This window comes from Ruegeria sp. HKCCA5929, assembly GCF_013034525.1.
Taxonomy (GTDB): domain Bacteria; phylum Pseudomonadota; class Alphaproteobacteria; order Rhodobacterales; family Rhodobacteraceae; genus Ruegeria.
In genome coordinates this window covers 149,711-168,480 of record NZ_WQGE01000007.1, presented here as the reverse complement: position 1 = coordinate 168,480, position 18,770 = coordinate 149,711, and the positions used below count along the sequence as shown (strand labels likewise).

General features: G+C 57.9%; 13 protein-coding genes. 10 read left to right on the top strand and 3 right to left on the bottom strand.

Going from position 1 to position 18,770, the window contains the following annotated elements:
- Positions 1–50: 50 nt before the first annotated feature.
- The 4 genes from GOV90_RS16865 (at position 51) to GOV90_RS16850 (ending at position 5,225) form a co-directional block, all read left to right on the top strand.
- Complete coding sequence (locus GOV90_RS16865) at positions 51–842, top strand: 2OG-Fe(II) oxygenase (RefSeq protein ID WP_171095231.1); 792 nt, start codon at positions 51–53, stop codon at positions 840–842.
- The gene (locus GOV90_RS16860; protein WP_171095229.1) at positions 839–2,098 is read left to right on the top strand and encodes a Xaa-Pro peptidase family protein; all 1,260 of its coding nucleotides are present in this window, start codon (positions 839–841) and stop codon (positions 2,096–2,098) included. The genes GOV90_RS16865 and GOV90_RS16860 overlap by 4 nt, the downstream gene beginning before the upstream one ends.
- Positions 2,099–2,184: 86 nt before the next feature.
- On the top strand, positions 2,185–3,978 hold the full coding sequence (locus GOV90_RS16855) for a cobalamin-dependent protein (protein ID WP_171095227.1): 1,794 nt from the start codon (positions 2,185–2,187) through the stop codon (positions 3,976–3,978).
- A 140-nt stretch (positions 3,979–4,118) separates the two neighbouring features.
- Positions 4,119–5,225, top strand: coding sequence for a Hint domain-containing protein (locus tag GOV90_RS16850; protein ID WP_171095225.1), 1,107 nt, complete (start codon positions 4,119–4,121; stop codon positions 5,223–5,225).
- 31 nt (positions 5,226–5,256) lie between these two features.
- Here the strand turns inward: GOV90_RS16850 and GOV90_RS16845 are convergent, their stop codons facing one another.
- The gene (locus tag GOV90_RS16845; RefSeq protein ID WP_171095223.1) at positions 5,257–6,183 is read right to left on the bottom strand and encodes a LysR family transcriptional regulator; all 927 of its coding nucleotides are present in this window, start codon (positions 6,181–6,183) and stop codon (positions 5,257–5,259) included.
- Between the two features lie 106 nt (positions 6,184–6,289).
- Here GOV90_RS16845 and GOV90_RS16840 point away from each other — a divergent pair, with 106 nt between their 5' ends.
- The 6 genes from GOV90_RS16840 to GOV90_RS16815 all read left to right on the top strand — a co-directional run bounded on the left by GOV90_RS16840 (position 6,290) and on the right by GOV90_RS16815 (position 13,860).
- The gene (locus tag GOV90_RS16840; RefSeq protein WP_171095221.1) at positions 6,290–7,666 is read left to right on the top strand and encodes an aminotransferase; all 1,377 of its coding nucleotides are present in this window, start codon (positions 6,290–6,292) and stop codon (positions 7,664–7,666) included.
- Between the two features lie 114 nt (positions 7,667–7,780).
- Positions 7,781–9,265, top strand: a complete 1,485-nt coding sequence (locus tag GOV90_RS16835) for an aldehyde dehydrogenase family protein (protein ID WP_171095219.1) — start codon at positions 7,781–7,783, stop codon at positions 9,263–9,265.
- Positions 9,262–10,524: a selenocysteine synthase gene (locus GOV90_RS16830; protein WP_171095217.1), complete on the top strand. Its 1,263-nt coding sequence runs from the start codon at positions 9,262–9,264 to the stop codon at positions 10,522–10,524. Before GOV90_RS16835 ends, GOV90_RS16830 begins: the two co-directional genes overlap by 4 nt.
- Positions 10,525–11,538, top strand: a complete 1,014-nt coding sequence (locus GOV90_RS16825) for a glutamate cyclase domain-containing protein (RefSeq protein ID WP_171095216.1) — start codon at positions 10,525–10,527, stop codon at positions 11,536–11,538. It abuts the gene before it with no gap.
- Positions 11,539–11,557: 19 nt separating this feature from the next.
- Positions 11,558–12,814: an aminotransferase class V-fold PLP-dependent enzyme gene (locus GOV90_RS16820; protein WP_171095214.1), complete on the top strand. Its 1,257-nt coding sequence runs from the start codon at positions 11,558–11,560 to the stop codon at positions 12,812–12,814.
- Between the two features lie 53 nt (positions 12,815–12,867).
- Complete coding sequence (locus GOV90_RS16815) at positions 12,868–13,860, top strand: GlxA family transcriptional regulator (protein WP_171095212.1); 993 nt, start codon at positions 12,868–12,870, stop codon at positions 13,858–13,860.
- Between the two features lie 68 nt (positions 13,861–13,928).
- On the opposite strand, the gene GOV90_RS16810 is transcribed toward GOV90_RS16815, so the two are convergent.
- Entirely contained in the window at positions 13,929–16,343 is a 2,415-nt protein-coding gene (locus tag GOV90_RS16810; RefSeq protein WP_171095210.1) for an FAD-dependent oxidoreductase, read from the bottom strand.
- Between the two features lie 5 nt (positions 16,344–16,348).
- A complete protein-coding gene (locus tag GOV90_RS16805) occupies positions 16,349–18,766 on the bottom strand; it encodes an FAD-dependent oxidoreductase (protein ID WP_171095208.1) in 2,418 nt (805 codons plus the stop codon).
- Between the last annotated feature and the right edge of the window lie 4 nt (positions 18,767–18,770).

Below are 18,770 nucleotides of genomic sequence, written 5' to 3'. Positions count from 1 at the left end.
CTGGTTGTCTTTGTCATAGATTGAATTTCAATGCCGTAAAGGAGGACGCCATGAATCATCTGCTTGATCTTGAAACTTACCCGTTGGATCGACCTGACGGTCCAGAATACGCGAAGTTGGTAGATAAGTGCCGGGCAGATCTGGCTTCTGATGGCATGTTTAATCTGCCGGGGTTTTTCAGAGCCGGGGTTGCGCAGCAGGCGGCAGACAAGGCGAAACCTGCTATGGAAACGGCCTCATTCCGGCATGCGCGCAAACACAATGTCTATTTCAAAGACGAAATGCCCGGTATCGATGACAATCACCCCGCGATGATCAAATCGCAGACGGTCAATCACACGCTCTGCGCCGATCAGCTAGAGGGTAACCCCGTGATCGAAGTGTATGAATGGCAGCCCTTCGCGGACTTTCTGGCCGAAACTATGGGCAAGGAACGGCTTTATCAAATGGACGACCCGATGGCCCGAGTGAACGTACAGGCGACGCGGGACGGCGAGGGGTTGAACTGGCATTTCGACCGCTCAGAATTTACCACCACGATCCTGCTTCAGGCACCTGAGGTGGGTGGTGAACTTGAGTATCGCAAGGATCTGCGCACACCGGATGACCAGAACTATGAAGGCGTGGCCGCTGTTCTGGCTGGCAAGGATCCGGAAATCAAACGGATCATGCCTGCGCCGGGTGCGCTGAACGTTTTTCGCGGGGTGAACACACCGCACCGCGTGGTGCCGGTAAAAGGCGACACGGAACGCGTGATTGCGATTTTTTCCTTCTACGAGACACCAGGCGTCACTTTCTCGGCTGAGGAACAAATCGGTTTTTATGGTCGATCCGTGTCATGACGCGGGCGCGCAACGCCTTCAAAGATGACCGCAAGCTGACATATTTGAACAGCGACGGGGCGGACAAGCCGCTGATCAGCCCTGTATCACAAACCACGTTGGACAAGGCCCGCGCCTATCGGTTGACACGGTTGCGCGAGCAAATGGCAGAGCATGATGTGGCAGGCTTGTTGCTTTATGACCCGATCAACATTCGGTATGCGTTAGACAGCTCGAATATGCAGGTATGGACCAGCCACAATCCGGTGCGATATGCGATGATCCTGGCAGGCGGTCCTTCGATCCTGTGGGAGTTCAAAGGCTGCGAGCATTTGAACGATGGCCTGCCGGGAATAGACGAAATTCGTACTGCCGTGTCGTGGATGTTTATGACCAAGGGCGACAAAGCCTCCGCCGGGGTCGAAACCTGGGCCGATGAAATAGCCGATGTGCTCGGTCAGCATGGGGGTGGCAACAAGCGCTTTGCGGCAGATAAGCTGGACGGCCCAGGATTGCACGCGTTGCAGGAGCGAGGGTTAACCTATGTCGAAGGGGCCGAATTGACGGAACGCGCCCGGTCGATCAAATCCCCTGAGGAAATCGAGTTGATGCGCTGGACCATTCGGGTCTGCGAAGCCGGAATGGCGCGCATATATGATCATTCGGTGCCGGGCGTGACCGAGCGCGAGCTTTGGGGTCACCTGCATTTTGAAAACGCGCGTTCGGGCGGTGATTGGCTTGAAACCAAGCTTTTGACCTGTGGGCCGAATACCAACCCTTGGTACAAGGAGTGTTCGGATCGGGCTTGCCAATCGGGGGAAATGATCTCGTTCGATACGGATATGGTCGGTCCTTATGGCTATTGCGCGGACCTCAGCCGCAGCTGGACTTGCGGGTACACCCCCATGACGGATACGCAGCGGCGGATCTATGCGACGGCTTTAGAGCAGATCAACCATAACCTTGACGTGCTAAAGCCGGGTGTGAGCTATGCTGAGTTCAACGAAAAAAGCTGGCGTATCCCGGATCGGCATGTCGATTATCGGTATTCGCTTGCTGTGCATGGCGTGGGCATGGCGGATGAATGGCCCGTGATCCCTTTGCATATAGATTTCGATGAGACGGCCATGTCTGGATTTATTGAACCGGGGATGGTCGTTTGTGTCGAAAGCCTTGTCGGCGAAAACGGGTCGGAAAGCGTGAAACTGGAAACGCAAGTTCTGGTGACCGAAACTGGGATTGAGCGGCTCGACAGTTTCCCTTGGGAAAGTGTCTAGGCGTGTTCCCAATCCAAACCAGGACACGCTTGGATTAACGTTTGAAATGGCCTTGCCTGTAGCCTTGGATTGGCCATTGTGGCGAAATGAGCGAACCAAACCTGAGAATCGACAGAGCAACGCTGCTTCCAGAGCAGGGTTTGATCAGTGGTGCAGATCTGTTGAACGCTGGCAAAAAAATGGTGTCGGACTGGAAAGTCGGCACAAGCGCGTTTCAGGCGTCGACCGGCTATAGTAACGAAATTGACTATAAAAAGGCGATGATCCAATCCGGGCAAGTGATGCAGCACGCACATCTGGGGTTTCGCGATTTGGCACATAGCGTCGATGCCATCCAAAGGGTTTACGACAGTTGCCTCAGACGCGGTGCGCGGGTCGATCGGTTCGGCATGTGCCTGGATTGGTCGATGGGATTTCCAAGACATCAACGAACGGAAAAAACGCGCGGAACCGGGGTCATTTTGAATGACGCAGAGGCCTTTGCACGTCTGACACAGGCCAGCCCAGCGGCAATGCACTTTGGTGATTTCATGCTGGGCTTTCCGGCAGCCCTTGAAAACACATGCGCCGCGCTGGCGGCCGGGGCCACGACGATCGGCAATCTGGGGCAATATTTCACGTTTCGTTTGCCGGAATACGATAATGACGTAGAGACCACACAAGCGACGGTTCAGGCGCTTGGTCTGATTGCCGCTCAGCCGGTGCCGGTATTGGTGCACTCCAATCTGGACGACGGGTATGCTGCGGTTTTCGAGGATCTGACGTCGGTTCTGGGTCAGGCGTTGCTTGAAAAACGCATTGTGGCGGGGCTGATCGGTGCGCCTTATGCAGTGTGTTACGGCCACCATTTCACTGAACCTTTGACGCGGATGGCCTTTCAACGCGCTTTGGCACAGATCAGTGATGGAGTGCCGGGATCGCAGATTTACGGTGCAACGGTGCTGTACAAAGGCACACATGCAGAAAACTATGCGGGGCTGTCCTCATATCTTTTGCCCGACATTGTGGCGCAGCGGCTGCGTCCAAGCGGGCACGCTTTGAATCCGGTTCCGGTGAGTGAGAATGAACGCATCCCCGACGTGACCGAGATCTGCGACGCGCAATGTCATCTGCACAGATTGACCGAGTTGGCAGAGGGGTATCTGCCGCTGTTTGACACGGCCGAGATTGACCGGATCAGCGACACGCTCTTGCGAGAGGGTCATCGTTTTGCAGATCGGGTTCTTGCGGGATTGTCGCAAGGTGGCATCGACACTAACGATCCGTTCCAGATGCTGTTGGCTCTGCGCCGTATCGGTGGGCGTGCCTTGGAACGGACCTTTGGCGGAGGCGCGCAAAGGCCTGATGCACCGCGGCGCAGAATTCCCATCGTAAGTGCCACAACATATCGCGAACTAGAGGAAGAAGCCGCGCGCTTTCTGGCATCTGACGCGGGTCAGGCAATGACCCGTCTGGCTGAATCTCCCGCCCGCATTCTGACGGCTACCACCGATGTGCACGAACATGGAAAAATGCTTCTGGATCTGGTGTTCACCAAAGCAGGTTTTGATGTTGAAGATGGCGGCGTCTCCAGCGACCCGGATGATGTAGTGGCATTGGTCAGGCAAAGCTCTGCCGACGCCATCGCGCTCAGCACTTATAATGGCGTGGCGCTGCGCTATTCCAAATCCCTGCTGCACAAGCTGAAAGAAGCCGGGCTTGACGTGCCGGTTTTAATTGGTGGCCGGTTGAATGAAATACCCGACGGCAGCAATACAAGCCTGCCAGTGGATGTCTCTGACCGATTGACCAAAATCGGTGTCATAGTCTGCGCTGATCTGGAGGCCGCCGCCGAAGCGCTGCGCACTGTGCTGGCCAGCAGCAGGTCAGATCAGGCGTAATGATCACCGCGTTCCTCTCGGCGTCAGGCGAAACAACGACCAATAGGTAACACTCGTTAAGGATTGCCCTGTGGATATGTTTGCAAGGGTCCGCATATCCATTAGCCTGTGTACGAGGGCTGAACAGGAATAGCAGGCACATGGCCGATTATATCGTACATGCATTGGGTGCCAGCCAGGTTTCGATCACCGGGGGTGAAAGCCTGAGTGGCTTCAGCCAGGGTGATGGGTCCAACCTTGTCGGCGAGTTTATTACGATCGGCACTGGCCCATTGACCGATCTGAACGTGTCAGACGGTGGTTCAGACGTCAATTTTGACGACAACGACGGGAACCAGCGTTTAAACGGTGATCAGGTTTTTGATGGCACCACCTATTCCGATGGAACGCGTATTGAGGCCGAATACGTCATTACGCTGCGCGACAACAGTACCGGTCAAACCTATCAGGTACTTGGTGTCAACATTGTTAGCTCGTCTCCTTCGTTCGGAACCACCGAAGGCGTGGCTTTTGTCGGCTCTTTCCCACCGCGCGGGGTACCGCTTGAGGTTATTTCGGCAGCAGAAGGCCCGGGATCTGGGGGCCGCCCGCCGATCAACGAAAACACACTTGTGCCGTGCTTTACCCGGTCCACGTGGATCGCAACGACAACCGGACCAAAGCAAATCGAACAGATCACATTGTCGGACTTTGTTCTAACGCGGGACAATGGCCCACAGCCGTTACGGTGGATCGGCAGGCGGCGTGTTGAAGAGGCAGAGCTTCGGACCAATTCCAAACTTTACCCGGTTCGAATTCTTGCCGGTTCGCTTGGAAATGGGTTTCCGCAGCGGGATTTGTTGGTGTCCCGGCAACACCGAATGCTGGTTTGCTCGACCATTGCCAGCCGCATGTTTGGTGTCTCAGAGGTTCTTGTCCCGGCAATCAAGTTGACAAGCCTTCCGGGGATTTACGTGGACACGTCGGTTCGGGAGGTCGAGTATTTCCATTTACTGTTTGATCGACACGAGATTGTCTTCGCGGAAGGCACACCGTCCGAGAGTTTGTTTACCGGACCCGAAGCGCTGAAAGCGGTCAGTGACGCGGCACGGGAAGAGATCATCGCGCTGTTCCCGGAACTGACGCAGACAGACGTGTTGCCAGAGCCTGCCGGGTTCATACCTACGGGCAAGCAACAGCGGAAACTGATAGACCGCCACCTGAAAAACGAAAAACCTCTCATGTCTGCGCCTGGAACAATCCTGTAGCTGCGGTTTAGCCAGACTTTGACCTTAGGGTTCAGGTTATGTGAAACCCACAGCCCGGTAAGCCACACCATTCAGACAACAATTCTGCGATCTGATGAATCGGATCACCTTCCTCCAAGTCCTCCGAGCGCAAAACGGCATGCCAGGGAACAGTGATGCCATCTTGAGTGACCTGCGCGCCAACGATGCGACCTTCTTTCAGCGCGGATTGCAGCGCCCAGTTGGACAGCACGCTTGTGCCCAGATCCGATGCGACCAACTCGACAATTGCCTCGGGCAGTTCAACGGTTGCAGCCCATTTCGGGTAACTGTCCGTCGGGCGGAACAGCAATGCAAATTCCCGGTCGGGTTCTGGGATCTTTGTATAAGTGATAAAGGGCTCTCCTACGATATCTGAGCCTTCGACATATGCACGCTCGGCCAGTCGGTGCGACGGTGGCATGATGTAAAGCAGGGGATCATCGAACAGTTTGATGCTGCTGAGTCCTGCTTGCGAAACCGTGCCCGAAGTAATCGCAATGTCCAGATGCCGGTTCAAAAGACCGGTCAGCGGATCGCTACGTGCGCCCGCCATGATCTGGATATCGATCCCGTCGGTGCGCGATTTCATAAATTTGATGAAAGAGGGCAACCAGCGATAGTTGCTGTAAGCTTCGACAGACAGACGCACCACATGCTGGACGTTGGCGTTCATGCGCCGCACGTCTTCTTCTGCACGGCTAAGGTCGGTCAGGATGCGTTCGGCCACGATAGCCATATAGTCCGCCGCCGGTGTGCGACGCAGTTTCTTGTGCATTCGGGTGAAAAGGGGCACGTCAAGGCGGCGCTCGGCCTCGCGCAGACGGTGCGAAAGGGCCGATGGCGTCACCCCCAGTTTCTTGGCGGCATCGGTGATCCGACCCGTTTCGTTGATGGCTTGGATCAGTTGCAGGTGGCGCAGGTCAAGCAGCGGTTTCATGTGTTTCTAGCCTGAAAAAAATTCACGAAAACCAAAAAACTTCGAAATTGAAATTCAGTCAATAACAAGGTGAAGTCCCGCCAGGTTTTCTCTTGGAGCATCCCCCATGAACGTTGACGCCCGACGCGCGATCGAACAGGACAAGGCCCATCACGTCCATCCTCAGTCGAATCTGCGCCAACATGCCGAGAACGGCCCGACGATGATCACTCATGGTAAGGGGGTTTTCATCTATGACAGCGAAGGGCGCGAGATCATCGATGGTTTTTCCGGGCTGGGGTGCGTGTCGCTGGGTTACCACAACGAACGTCTGTCAAACGCGGCAAAGCGGCAAATGGATGTGCTGCCTTTTGCGCCCACATTCTACAATCGTTCACATCCACGGGTTGCGGAGTTGGGTGAGCGTCTGATTGGAATGGCGCCGGTTGATATGGACCGGGTGATGTTCCAGTGTTCGGGGTCCGAGGCGAATGACACCGCAATCAAACTGTTGTGGTACACCAACACCGCCAAAGGCGAGCCGAACCGCCGCAAGATCATAGGGCGGGTGCGGGGTTACCACGGCAATACAATCGCCACGGTTTCGCTGTCGGGTCAGCCACATATGCACGCCAAGTTCGGTCTGCCGCTGCCCGAATTCAAACATACCGAGCTGCCGAACTATTACCGCTTCCACATAGACGGTGAGAGCGAAGAGGAGTTCTCGGCCCGGATGGCTGCAAAATTCGAAGAACTGATATTGGCGGAAGGCCCTGAAACTGTTGCAGCTTTCTTCGCCGAGCCCGCCATTTCCGGTGGCGGCGCGCTGATGCCACCTGAAGGCTATTGGAAGGAAATGCAGGCGGTTCTGCGCAAGTATGACATCAAGTTCCTGGCTGACGAGGTGGTCTGCGGTTTTGGTCGAACCGGCAATATGTGGGGTTCTCAGACCTGGGGGCTGGAGCCTGACATGATCTCTTGCGCCAAGGCGCTTTCGGCAGCGTTTTTCCCAATCTCTGCTTTGATGTTCAAGGACGAGATGTATGCCGACATGATGAAAAACTCGGATGAGGTCGGCACCTTCGGGCATGGCTACACCTACGCAGGCCACCCTGTTGGGGCGGCTGTTGGGCTTGAGGCACTTGACATCTATGATGAGATTGATCTGGTGGGCCACGTTCGCAAGGTCTCGACCCGGTTCCTTGAAAAGTGCCACGCCATGGCCGACCACCCTCTGGTGGCCGAAGTGCGCGGTGTTGGTCTGTTCTGCGGCTTTGAGCTGATGAAGGACGCAAAAACCCGCGAGCCGTTTGATCCCTCTTGGAAAGTTGGCGAGCTTGTGCAGAACTTTGCGCATGATCGGGGCTTGTACCTGCGTGCGATCGGTGACCGGATGAGCTTTATGCCGCCGCTGATCATCAATGAAGACGAGATCGACATCGCAACAGAGCGGTTCAAAGGCGCATTGGACGATGCCTGGGCTGTGGTGCGCGCCAAAATCTGATTACGTTATTGAGGTTGGGCATTTGCTCTCGCCTGATCTCTGCGCCGCCGGCTCTCCCAACTTTCGGCGGCGCGCCTTATTTTGAATTGCCCCAGCCTGCCAAGGAGAACAGGGATGACAACACCGCTGGAACCGAAACTGCCCGATGCGGGTTTGGCTGGAAACTATATCAACGGGGCTTGGCATTGGCCTGAAGGGCGGCTCGAGATCGAAAACCCCTCGCGCCGTGCGCCGATTTGCGAAGTCGGTCGCGGCACGTCGGTCGAGGTCGACTTGGCAGTCGAAGCCGCCCGTGCTGCGTTGCCAGCGTGGCGCGCCTTGGCAGCGAGTGAGCGTGGCAAATTGCTCACCGAACTCGGACGTCGCCTGGAAGAAAACGCTGAAGAGTTGGCCCGTGTCTTGGCGGCAGAGTCCGGTAACGCCATCAAGACGCAATCGCGGGGCGAGGCGATGGGTGCTGCTGGTGTTCTCAAATATTACGGCGGCGTGGCGGTTGAACAGAAAGGCGAGACTCTGCCGCTTGGGCCTGGATTACTGAGTTATTCCACACGCGAACCGCATGGGGTTGTCGGGTCGATCATCCCCTGGAACTCTCCTTTGCAGTTGGGGGCGGTGAAGATTTCGATGGCATTGGCAACCGGGAATTGTCTGGTGCTGAAACCGGCCGAAGACGCACCGCTGGCGATCCTAAAGCTGGCTGAACTTGCGGATGGTCTGTTTCCGCCGGGGGTCTTCAATGTTGTGACGGGGCTGGGTGAAGAAGCAGGTGCAGCGCTTGCTTCGCACCCGGGTATCGACAAGGTGTCCTTTACCGGCTCAAGCGAGGTCGGCAAACTGATCGGCAAGGCCACGGCTGATCGCATCGCAAAGCTGACTCTGGAACTGGGCGGTAAATCCCCCACAATCGTCTTCCCAGACGCCATTGCCGATGGTCGTCTGGACAGCACAGCGCAGCAGGTGGCGAATGCCATGCGCTTTGCCCGTCAGGGTCAAAGCTGCACCGCGGGTTCACGGCTGTTTGTGCACAAGGATATCTGGGACGAGCTGATGCCCAAGGTTGCCGAGAAATCGGCTGCATTGAATGTGGGCGACGCGCTGGACCCGGATGTAGATATGGGCGCGGTCGTGAACGCTGAACGCTACGGCGAGATCCGTGCCTATGTGGCCGAAGCCGAAGCCGAAGGGGCCACTTTCCTGATCGGGGAAACTCCGGCTGAGGACCCGGCTGGCTTCTGTCCCAACCCGACCATCATCACCGGTGTCGACAACAATTGGCGCATCGCGCGGGAAGAGGTGTTCGGTCCGGTCATGGTCGCCATCCCCTTCGAGACGGAAGAAGAAGTCATCGCCATGGCCAATTACACCCATTACGGGCTGGCCGCGTTTCTGTTTACCCATGATGTCAGCCGCATCACGCGCCTGACGCGTGCCATCGATGCGGGTTGGATACAGGTCAATCAGGGCGGCGGGCAAATCCCCGGTATGTCTTATGGCGGCACCAAGCAATCGGGCATGGGCAGCGAATACTCGATCGAAGGCGCACTTGAGGCCTACACTTACCGCAAATGTGTCACCATCAACATCGAGGGTGGCGCGTGAGCACGGATCGCTTCGACAATACCATTGATCCGGGTGTGGGATATGCCCGGGGTTCGCTGTTGCAAGGTTCAGCGGATGAGGTGCGCAGGCTGACGCAGGCGGGTCGCGTTGCTGCAGATTTCGTGGCACGCGAAGGTATCGACAAGATCGCCATTTGTACCGGGAACCTGCGGTTCTACCCAGCGACGCCGGACGATCTGAGCCTGCTGTGCGAAGAATGGATTGGTCCCGGCCTTTTTGGCGAAGAACTGCGCCAAGCCGCAATCGCGCATATGGGTGGGCAGGGGCACGAAGTTGCAGCGGTGGTGAACCGTACAAGCGCCGGGATCGTTGCTACTGTATTGGCCCATTCCGCAGGCAAGCCGGTGTTGTCGTTGGTTGCAAAAGGTGACCGGAGCCATGCCTCGGTTCTGCGCGGAGCGCGGCTGGCCAATGTGCAGGTCCGTGAAGTTCACGATCTGGAGTCTGTCCAACAGGCGTTAGCCGAGGACAGCCCTGCGTTGTTTGTGATCACGCCTGTCACTTCAGAGCTGTCCATGCTGAGCGATGACCTGATCCGCGACGCGGTGGCGGCAGGCAAAAATGCGGGCTGCGTCACGTTCCTTGACGACGCTTACGGGGCGCGGTTCCGCCCTGTTCTGCATGGCGGTGGGGCGTCGCTTTCCTTTGGGGCCGATCTGGTCATCACTAATGCGGACAAGGCAGGTTTGTCCGGTCCGCGTGCCGGAGTTCTTTGTGGCGACCCGGTTGTGTTGGTCCCCGTGCAGGCCAAAGCCAGCGAATTAGGGATGGAGGCCCGCGCGCCCGTTGCCGTCGGTGCGATGCGCAGCTTACAGGGGTTCACTCCAGACCTGTTGCTGCAAGAGGCACAGGATGGGCAAGACCTGGCCGATGCGTTGGAAGCCGCATTGGGGAAAGGTCAGGTAACGCGATCAGCGCTGGGCCCGAAAATTGACGAACAAGACGCGATGGAAATCGTTCTTGGCATGGCTGGATTCGAAAAGGCCGATGTCGCCCCAGCCGAAGTTACGGCCGTGATTGGTATGTTGATGTTGCGTGACAAAGGCATTGTGACGGTCAATACACATGGTCAACCCGGCGGGCGTGTTTCGATCCGGTTGAAACCAACATCCGGTGCCGTGGCCCGCGCCGGAGGCGCAGTGGCGGTGGCTGACTGTTTGATGTCGGCAATGCGCCAGACGGCGCAGAATTTGAACGACAAAACATGGTTCGCGGCAACGCTGTTTGGAGACACGTGAATGGCCGATACGACTCTGATCACACGACTGGACGACCGGCTGGACCAGTTGGTGAACATCGACATGGGCGAGCGTGGCGTCGAGCACCTGTTCGAGGCTGCACGTGCGCTGGAAGGTCGCTCGTTGATCGGTGCGGCAGCGGATGCACTGATGGCGGTGCCCGAGGGTGGGACGGTTGTGTTGACCACCGGTTCGGTCTCGCGCGCTTGGATCACGCCGGATTTGGGCGAAAACGATGGCCCCTCGGGTGCGGCGGCGATTGCAAGGGCTTTGGTGCTGGCGCGGAACGTGACCTGCGTGATGTTGTGCGAAGAAACTCTGCTGCCCGCAATTCGCAACACCTGTCAGGCAGCGGGGTTGTTTCCGGTGACGTTGGACCAGGCGGCAATTGCCAAGGCCGACAAAAGCCTCGCCACGATTGTCATGTTGCCATACGCGACCGATGACGCGGGCGGGCAGGCGCAGGCAGAAACGCTGCTGGCAGACCTGAACCCCGATCTTCTGTTCTCGACAGAACGGGTGGGGCGCAATGAATTCGGTGTTTATCATTCCATGCGCGGTATCGACTATGGCATGGGTCGTGCGCGTGTTGATTTCCTGTTCGATCTGGCTTTGGAGCGCGGTATTCCTGTTGTCGCAGTCGGAGATGGCGGCAACGAGATTGGCATGGGCAAAGTCGCCGACCACGTAAAGGCACACGTACCGTACGGAGATAAATGCCAATGCGGATGCGGCGGTGGCATTGGGGCAGTGACCAGCTGTGATGTGCTGGTGACAGCCGCTTGTTCAAACTGGGGCTGCACTGCAATTGCCGCAGCAATGGCCGCTCGTGCGGGTGACGCGAAACTGCTGCACACACCAGACCGAGAGGCCCTATTGCTAGATACGATGGTCGCCAGCGGCCTGATCAACTCAACTCACGGGATCGTCGATGACAGTGTCGACGGTTTCCCACGCCAAAGCCATATCGCGGTGGCCGAGCTTTGCCGCACGATCGTGAGCCGCGCGCTCTGAAAACTTACAGGACTGAACAATGATCCAAGACAATCCCGCCCTCATCGAAGCAATCCGTAACCGGTTCGCGCATGTCGATTCCTGCCCGTTTCAAGGTGAACGGATCTTTTTCGAGAACGCAGGTGGTGCGTTGACGCTGAAATCAGTCGCGGAAACCTCGGCCTTTTATGCAGCGATCCCGGACAATCCGGGCCGTACCAACCCAGCGGGGCAGGGCACCCAGGGCGTCATCAACAAGGCCAAGCAAGATCTGGCCGTGTTCATGAACGCCTCGTCTGGTCAGTTCTTTGCCGGGGAAAGCGGGACGGAACTGTTGTTCCGCATGATCCGCACGGCCTGCCTGGCCGCGCCAAAAGGGTCCAAGGTAATCGGGTCGTCCATCGAACACCCCGCCACCCGCAGTGCCGCGCGACGTTGGGCTGAGATCGCAGGTCTGGACTATGTGAATGTGCCTCATGACAATGGAACAGGTCTGGTAACACCTCAGGACTATGCCGCACTTATGACTCCGGATGTGGCCGTGGCGACGATCCTGCATGCGTCACCCGTTACGGGCATGGGTATGGATGTCGCTGCAATTTCTGCGGCCATTCGGGCGGTTGCGCCGGACTGTTTGATTGTTGTTGATGGCATCCAGCACGCGGCACACGGACAACTGGACCTGGACGCTTATAATGTCGATGGCTACGCGATCTCGCCCTACAAAGTTTTCTCGCGCCATGGCTATGGCATTGCCTGGATCTCTGACAAGCTAAGCGCCCTGCCGCATGATATTCTGATCGACGCACCCGCCACAGGGTGGGAGTTCGGTACCCGCGACACCGGGTCTTACGCGACAGTATCGGACGTGGTTTCGTATTTCGATTGGCTGGGTGGCGAAGTTTCGGATGAAAGCGACCCTCGCAAGCGGATCGAGGCCGCAGGTCACGCTATTCACGCCTATGAAACGCATCTGACCAACACCGCTATTAACGGCACAGGCAACCTGCCGGGACTGCGCGATATGGATCACGTGACCATTTTGGCGGGGGCAGAAAACCCGGCGCGCGAGGGGTTGGTTTCTATCGTGGTGAAAGACAAAGCCTCGGAAGACGTGGTTGAAGTGCTGAACCAGCAAGGTATCCGCACTCACACCCGCAAAGCGGACCACTATTCGGGCAATGTCCTGACACCGTTGGGTCTGCCGGACTGTATCCGCATTTCGTTTTGCCACTACAACACAGAGCAGGAAATTGCCCGTCTTCTGGCGGCAGTAAAAGAGCTGGGTGGCGACTGACGGTCCCGCACATCAACGGAACTGAAACGTTTCCGCAAGGCAGGATGATCAGGATGGGGCACTTCGATTCAGAGTTCAAAGTAAGCCGGGGTTGCCCGGTTGAACTGAAACGCTTCATCTTCCTTGCAATGCCGGGGTTTTCGGCCCTTGATCTGGGCTCTGGCGTTGACGCATTGGCGGCCGCCAACAAAGCGGCAGAGCAAATTTTTTTCCGTTGGCAGATTGTCAGCGAAGACGGCGCACCAGTGGTGTCATCAGCGGGTATGAACATCGCGGTTGAGGGCGCATTGCCAGCGGTCCAAAACGGCGATTGCATTGTCGTATGCGCCTCCATCGACACCCAGAAAACGCCAACATCGGAAAGGATCAATGCTTGGCTTCGCAAGGCCACACGGCAGGGGGCTCGGCTTTGCGGCTTAGGTGGGGGAGCACTTTACCTGGCCCTCATAGGGTTGGCGCAAAAAGGCAAGATCTGCGCGCATTGGCGCTTGCAGCCGGTTTTTGAGGAAACCTTCCTGAAACTGGACCCTGTCTGCACAATCTATGAAGAGGAAGCCAATTTCCTGTCCAGCGCCGGTGGGGCTGCCACGCTTGATCTGTTTCTAGCCTTAATTCGGCAAACAGCGGGTACGGCGATTTCGAACCGTGTTGCGGACGACCTGCTATGCGCGTCGGTGCGACCGGGCGATAGCCGTCAAACTATGACTGACCGTTGCCGATTGCAGCATAGGAACGAAAAACTCTCAAGGGCGGTCGCGGTGATCCAAGACAGTCTGGAAGATCCTCTCCCTACATCCATGCTTGCACAGAAAGTCGGTATATCTACGCGCCAGCTAGAGCGTTTGTTTGGACGTTATCTGGGATGTACGCCTAAAACCTATATGACGAACCTGCGGTTGGACAGAGCACGCGTGCTGTTGCAACAGACCCATATGAGCGTGATCGACGTCGCCGTCGCATGCGGCTTTTCCTCTGCCGGTCATTTTTCAAAGCTGTATCGCAGGCAATTCGGAATCTCACCTCATATCGAGCAGAGCGCGCCTTAGGGCCAACATCTAATGGTTGGCAGAGGCTTTCGGACCAAGATTTGATCCGAACACCTCTCCCGATTTGCTTAACCGCGCATCCGGGCATTATCCGGATCGTAGAGCGGGCGCAGGCTGGCTTGTGCCGTTACAGTCCGCCCTGCCACCTTCACCTGATAGCTGCGTGCCGCAAGAGCTTTCATCGTCATGCCTTCGGGCCGCGAAACATATCCCATGCCAATGGCCCCAACGACGCTCCAGCCATAGCTGGCCGAGGTCAAACGCCCAACGATTTCCCCATCGCACAGGATGGGTTCTTTTCCAAAGATCAGGGCGTCTGGATCGTCGAGCCGCAGTGACAGCAAACGGTTTTCGGGGCCTGCCGATTTGCGGGCAAAAATGGCCTCTTTACCCGTAAAGTCAGTTGTGAAGTCACATGCAAAAGTCAGGCCGCTGTCTACCGGGCTGTCATGCGGGCCGATGTCGTGGCCCCAGTGGCGGAAGCCTTTTTCGATCCGGCAGCTGTCTACTGACATGCCACCGCACAGGCGCGGCGCGTCAGGGGCGGCCATGATGGTCTCGAAAACCTGCTGCGCGAACTCGGCCGGGATGTGCAATTCCCAACCTAACTCGCCGACATAGGTGATCCGCTGGGCGCGAACTGGCGCGTGACCAACATGCAGGGATTGCCAAGATCCAAAGGGGAAGGCGTCATTCGACAGATCCGCGTCCGTCAGCCCGGCCAGGAAGTCCCGCGCTCGCGGGCCCATCAGGGCCAGCGTCGCCTCGGATGAGGTGACGTTGACAACTGAAACCGAGGTGCCTGTCAGTTGCGTTTTCAGCCAATATTCCGTTTGCGGTTCAGCCCCGGCAGACGCCATGACCAAATAGCGGGATGTGCTAAGCCGCGCGACGGTTACATCCGCTTCGATCCCGCCTTGTGGGTTGAACATGTGGGTATAGATCAAAGCACCCGGCGCAACTGCCATATTGGCCCCGCAAAGCCGTTGCATCTGTGACTCGGCATCCTGCCCATCCACGATAAACCGGCCAAAGGTCAGGTCGATGCAACCCAGATCGGTGCGCAGAGCCTGATGTTCGGCCTGCCAATCGTCGAACCACGGCTCGCGTCCGAACCCATCCGTCATCTCGCGCCCATAGTAGAGCGGACGTTCCCAGCCATTGGCACTGCCAAACTGTGCGCCCGCGTCGCGGAGATGCGAATAGTAGGGTGTCCGACGCAGGCCGCGCGCCTGTGTTTTGCGAAGATAAGGCCAGTGCATCGCATAGGCGTGCCCAAGCGTTTCGGCAGCCTTGGTCGCAGTGTAGCTGCGCGCGTTCAAGCCAGGCACGATGCGGCGGCTGTCCACATCGGCGAGGTCCATGGTCATGTGACCGGCCATGACCCACTCGGCCAGAGCTTTGCCCGCGCCGGGGCCGTTCTGGATCCCGGTTGAGTTGAAACCTGCGGCGACCCAATAGCCTTTCACATCCGGGACCGGCCCCAGATAGTGTTTGGCGTCCGGGGTAAAACACTCAGGCCCGTTGAAGAACTTGCGAATACCCGACTCCGCCAGCGTGGGAACACGCACCATAGCCGCTTCGAGGATGGGGTAGAGGTGTTCTTCGTCGCAGGGCAGTTCGTCGAATTCGAAGGCCTCGGGCAGGCCATCCTTGGGCAGCCAAGGGGTCGCGTTAGGTTCGGAACAGCCGATCAGAAGCTTGCCCGCATCCTCTTTGTAATAGGCGTATTCATCCATCACCCGCAGGACAGGCAGGTCTCCGGTCACACCCTCAATCGGGTCGGTGACCACGTAATAGTGGTTGGTGTAATGCAGCGGGATCTGCACCCCATGAGTCAAGCCAAACTCGCGCGCCCACATGCCGGTGGCGTTGACCACATGCTCGGCGCGGACCAGACCTTCGGCGGTTTCAACGCCGACAGCGCGCCCGCCTTCGATCACAACGCGGGTGACCTTGGTATCTTCAAAAACCTGCGCGCCGTTCATCCGCGCGCCCTTGGCCAGAGCCATCGTCGTGTCGATGGGGTTGGTATAGCCGTCGCCGGGAAACCAGAACGCGCCCTTTGCACCGTCGACGGATAGCAGAGGCCAGCGCTCCTGTGCCTCTTTTAGGCTGATCTCTTCTGCGCGCAACCCGCATCCATGGGCATAGTCGACCTTGCGCCGCAGCTCCTCCATGCGCGCCTCGGTCAGAGCCACAGTCATCGAGCCGTTGCGCTTGAACCCGGTATTCTGCCCTGTCTCGTCCTCGAGGTTTTCCATCAGGTCGAGGCCGTATTTCGCAAGCGCAGACATGACCGGCACGCCTTGTGTTTCGCTGACCAAGCCAGCGGCATGCCATGTCGTTCCGCTGGTCAGTTTCTTGCGCTCGAACAGGGCGACCGACCAGCCTGCCTTGGCGAGGTGATAAGCGGTCGCGCAGCCGACAATGCCGCCGCCGATGATAGCGACCTGAACGTCCGTCGGAAGAGATTTCGCCATGGGTCTTATCCCCGCAACCGGTCGTTTTCGGGATCGTAGAAGGGCACGCTCGACACGGTTGCGTTGACCGGAACACCCAGCACTTCGATCTGGTACACATCACCGGGCTTCGCGGCCTCTGTCAGATAGCCCAGAGCGATCCGCTGGCCGATGCGGAAGCCGGTGCCGCCCGAGCTGACATAGCCCACCGGCTTTCCATCCCGGCAGATGGGGTCGGAAGACAGCGCGTCGGCGCCGTGGCCGTCGAGTACGAAGGCGGTGAAGTGATAGTCCTTCGGCTGCTCAGCCTGCGCCAGAAACGCGTCGCGCCCGACAAAGCTGCTTTTCTTCTTGCTGACAAAGCGATCCAGACCGGCGTCAAAGGCAGTATATTCGATGCCGAAATCAGCGCCCCAGCCGTGATAGCCTTTCTCAAGCCGCATGGCGTTCAGCCCGTAAGAGCCGAACTCGACAATACCGTGAACTGCGCCTTGCTCCATGATAGTGGTGTAGACGCGGACCAGATCCGCGCTGCGCATGTGCAGTTCCCAGCCCAATTCACCGACATAAGACACCCGCAGCGCGATGACCGGTGCACCTGCAATGGTGATCTCGCGCACCGACATCCAAGGGGCGTTTTCTTTGGACAGATCATCCTCGGTCAACGGTTGCAGCACCTCGCGCGATTTTGGTCCCATGACCATCAGAGCAGCGTCAAAATCAGAGCCTCGGGTCAGGGTCACGCCCTCGTCCGGTAGGAATTTCGACATCCAGTCGTGATCGCGCTGATCGGCCAGAGTGGGGCCGCAGAGCAGGTATTTGTTCTCATCCAGCCGCGCAATCGTGGCCTCGGACCAAATCTTCCCCTTGGTGGTCAGCATATAGGACAGCTTGACCCGGCCCACGGCGGGCATTGCGCCGCAGAAGACACAATTGAGGAACTCGGTGGCCTTTGGTCCTTCAACCTCATACCGGGTGAAGCCGCCGTGATCCATAACGCCAACCCGGTCGCGTACGCCTTCGCACTCAGCTTTGACCGCATCGTGCCAGACCTCGTGATGGAAGCTCAGCTGGCTATCATCCTTGATTTGGTCCGTTTCAAACCAGAAGGCGCGTTCCCATCCTGCAACCTGCCCAAACACTGCGCCTTTGTCTTTGAGCGTCTCGTAAAGCGGCGTTGTCTGAACTGGTCGGCCCGATTTCCACAAGCGATGCGGGTAGGGGATCGCGTATTGGTGCTCATACAACTCACTTGATCGTTTGACAGTATAGTCGAACGTCGCCCACTCCTCGCCAAAGCGGCGCGGGTCCCAGAAGGACATGTCCCATTCGGTTTCGCCTTCGGTGATCCACTCGGTCAGGGTTTTCGCTGCTGCTGCTGAGTGGGTGATACCCACCGGGAAACAGCAGGCATGGTAGAAGTTCGGCAGACCAAACGCCGGACCGCAAAGCGGCGCGCCATCGGGGCTGTAGGGGATCGGACCATTCACGAAGCGGCTGACCCCGGCCTCACCCAGCAGCGGAACATGTTCCAATGCGGCTTCGAGGATTTCGGCGATGTCGTCGACGCTGTCGGGATAAAGCTGATTGGCAAAGCAATCGGGCATCCCGTCCAGCCATGCGGGCCGGCCTTCGTGACCGTATGAGCCCAGCAGCAGCCCGTTCCGCTCACGCCGTAGGTAGTACATGATGTCTGGGTCGCGGACGAGCGGGAAGTTTTCCGGATTGGCTTCAAGTTCCGGCAGGCTTTCGGTGACCAGATACTGATGTTCCAGCGTGACAACGGGCAGTTTCTGGCCGACCATCTCACCGACCTGACGACCGTAATAGCCCCCGGCGTTGATCACGATGTCACAGACAACATTGCCCTTGTCGGTCTGAACCTCCCACTCGCCGGACACGCGGCGACTAATGCCGGTGACTGTGGTGAACCGCGCGATCGCCGCGCCCTGATCCCGCGCGCCTTTGGCCAGTGCCTGAGTCAGTTGGCTTGGGTCCACGTCACCCTCATACGGGTCGAAAATCCCGCCGATGATGCTGTCACCCGAGCTGAAATAGGGATGCATGTCGTCCATTTCGGACGGGGTGAGCATCGCCATGTCATAGCCCAAGCCTTTCGAGATGCCGACAAGATGACGGAACAGGTCCATGCGTTCGGGCGTGTGGGCGGGCCAGAACGCACCGGTGTGGCGGTAGGTGATCGGATAGTTGACCTCTTCCGCCAGTTCCTTATACAGTTGCCAGGCGTAGTTGCCCGCGCGCATGCCGCCCCAGCTGTTGGCATAGGTGGGGATGTTACCTGCTGCGTGCCAGGTCGATCCGCTGGTCAATTCGTTCTTTTCGATCAGCAGTGTGTCGGTCACCCCGGCTTTGGCAAGATGATAAAGGGTCGAGACACCAACCGCGCCGCCCCCGATGATCACAACTTTGGTTTGGCTTTTCATGTGT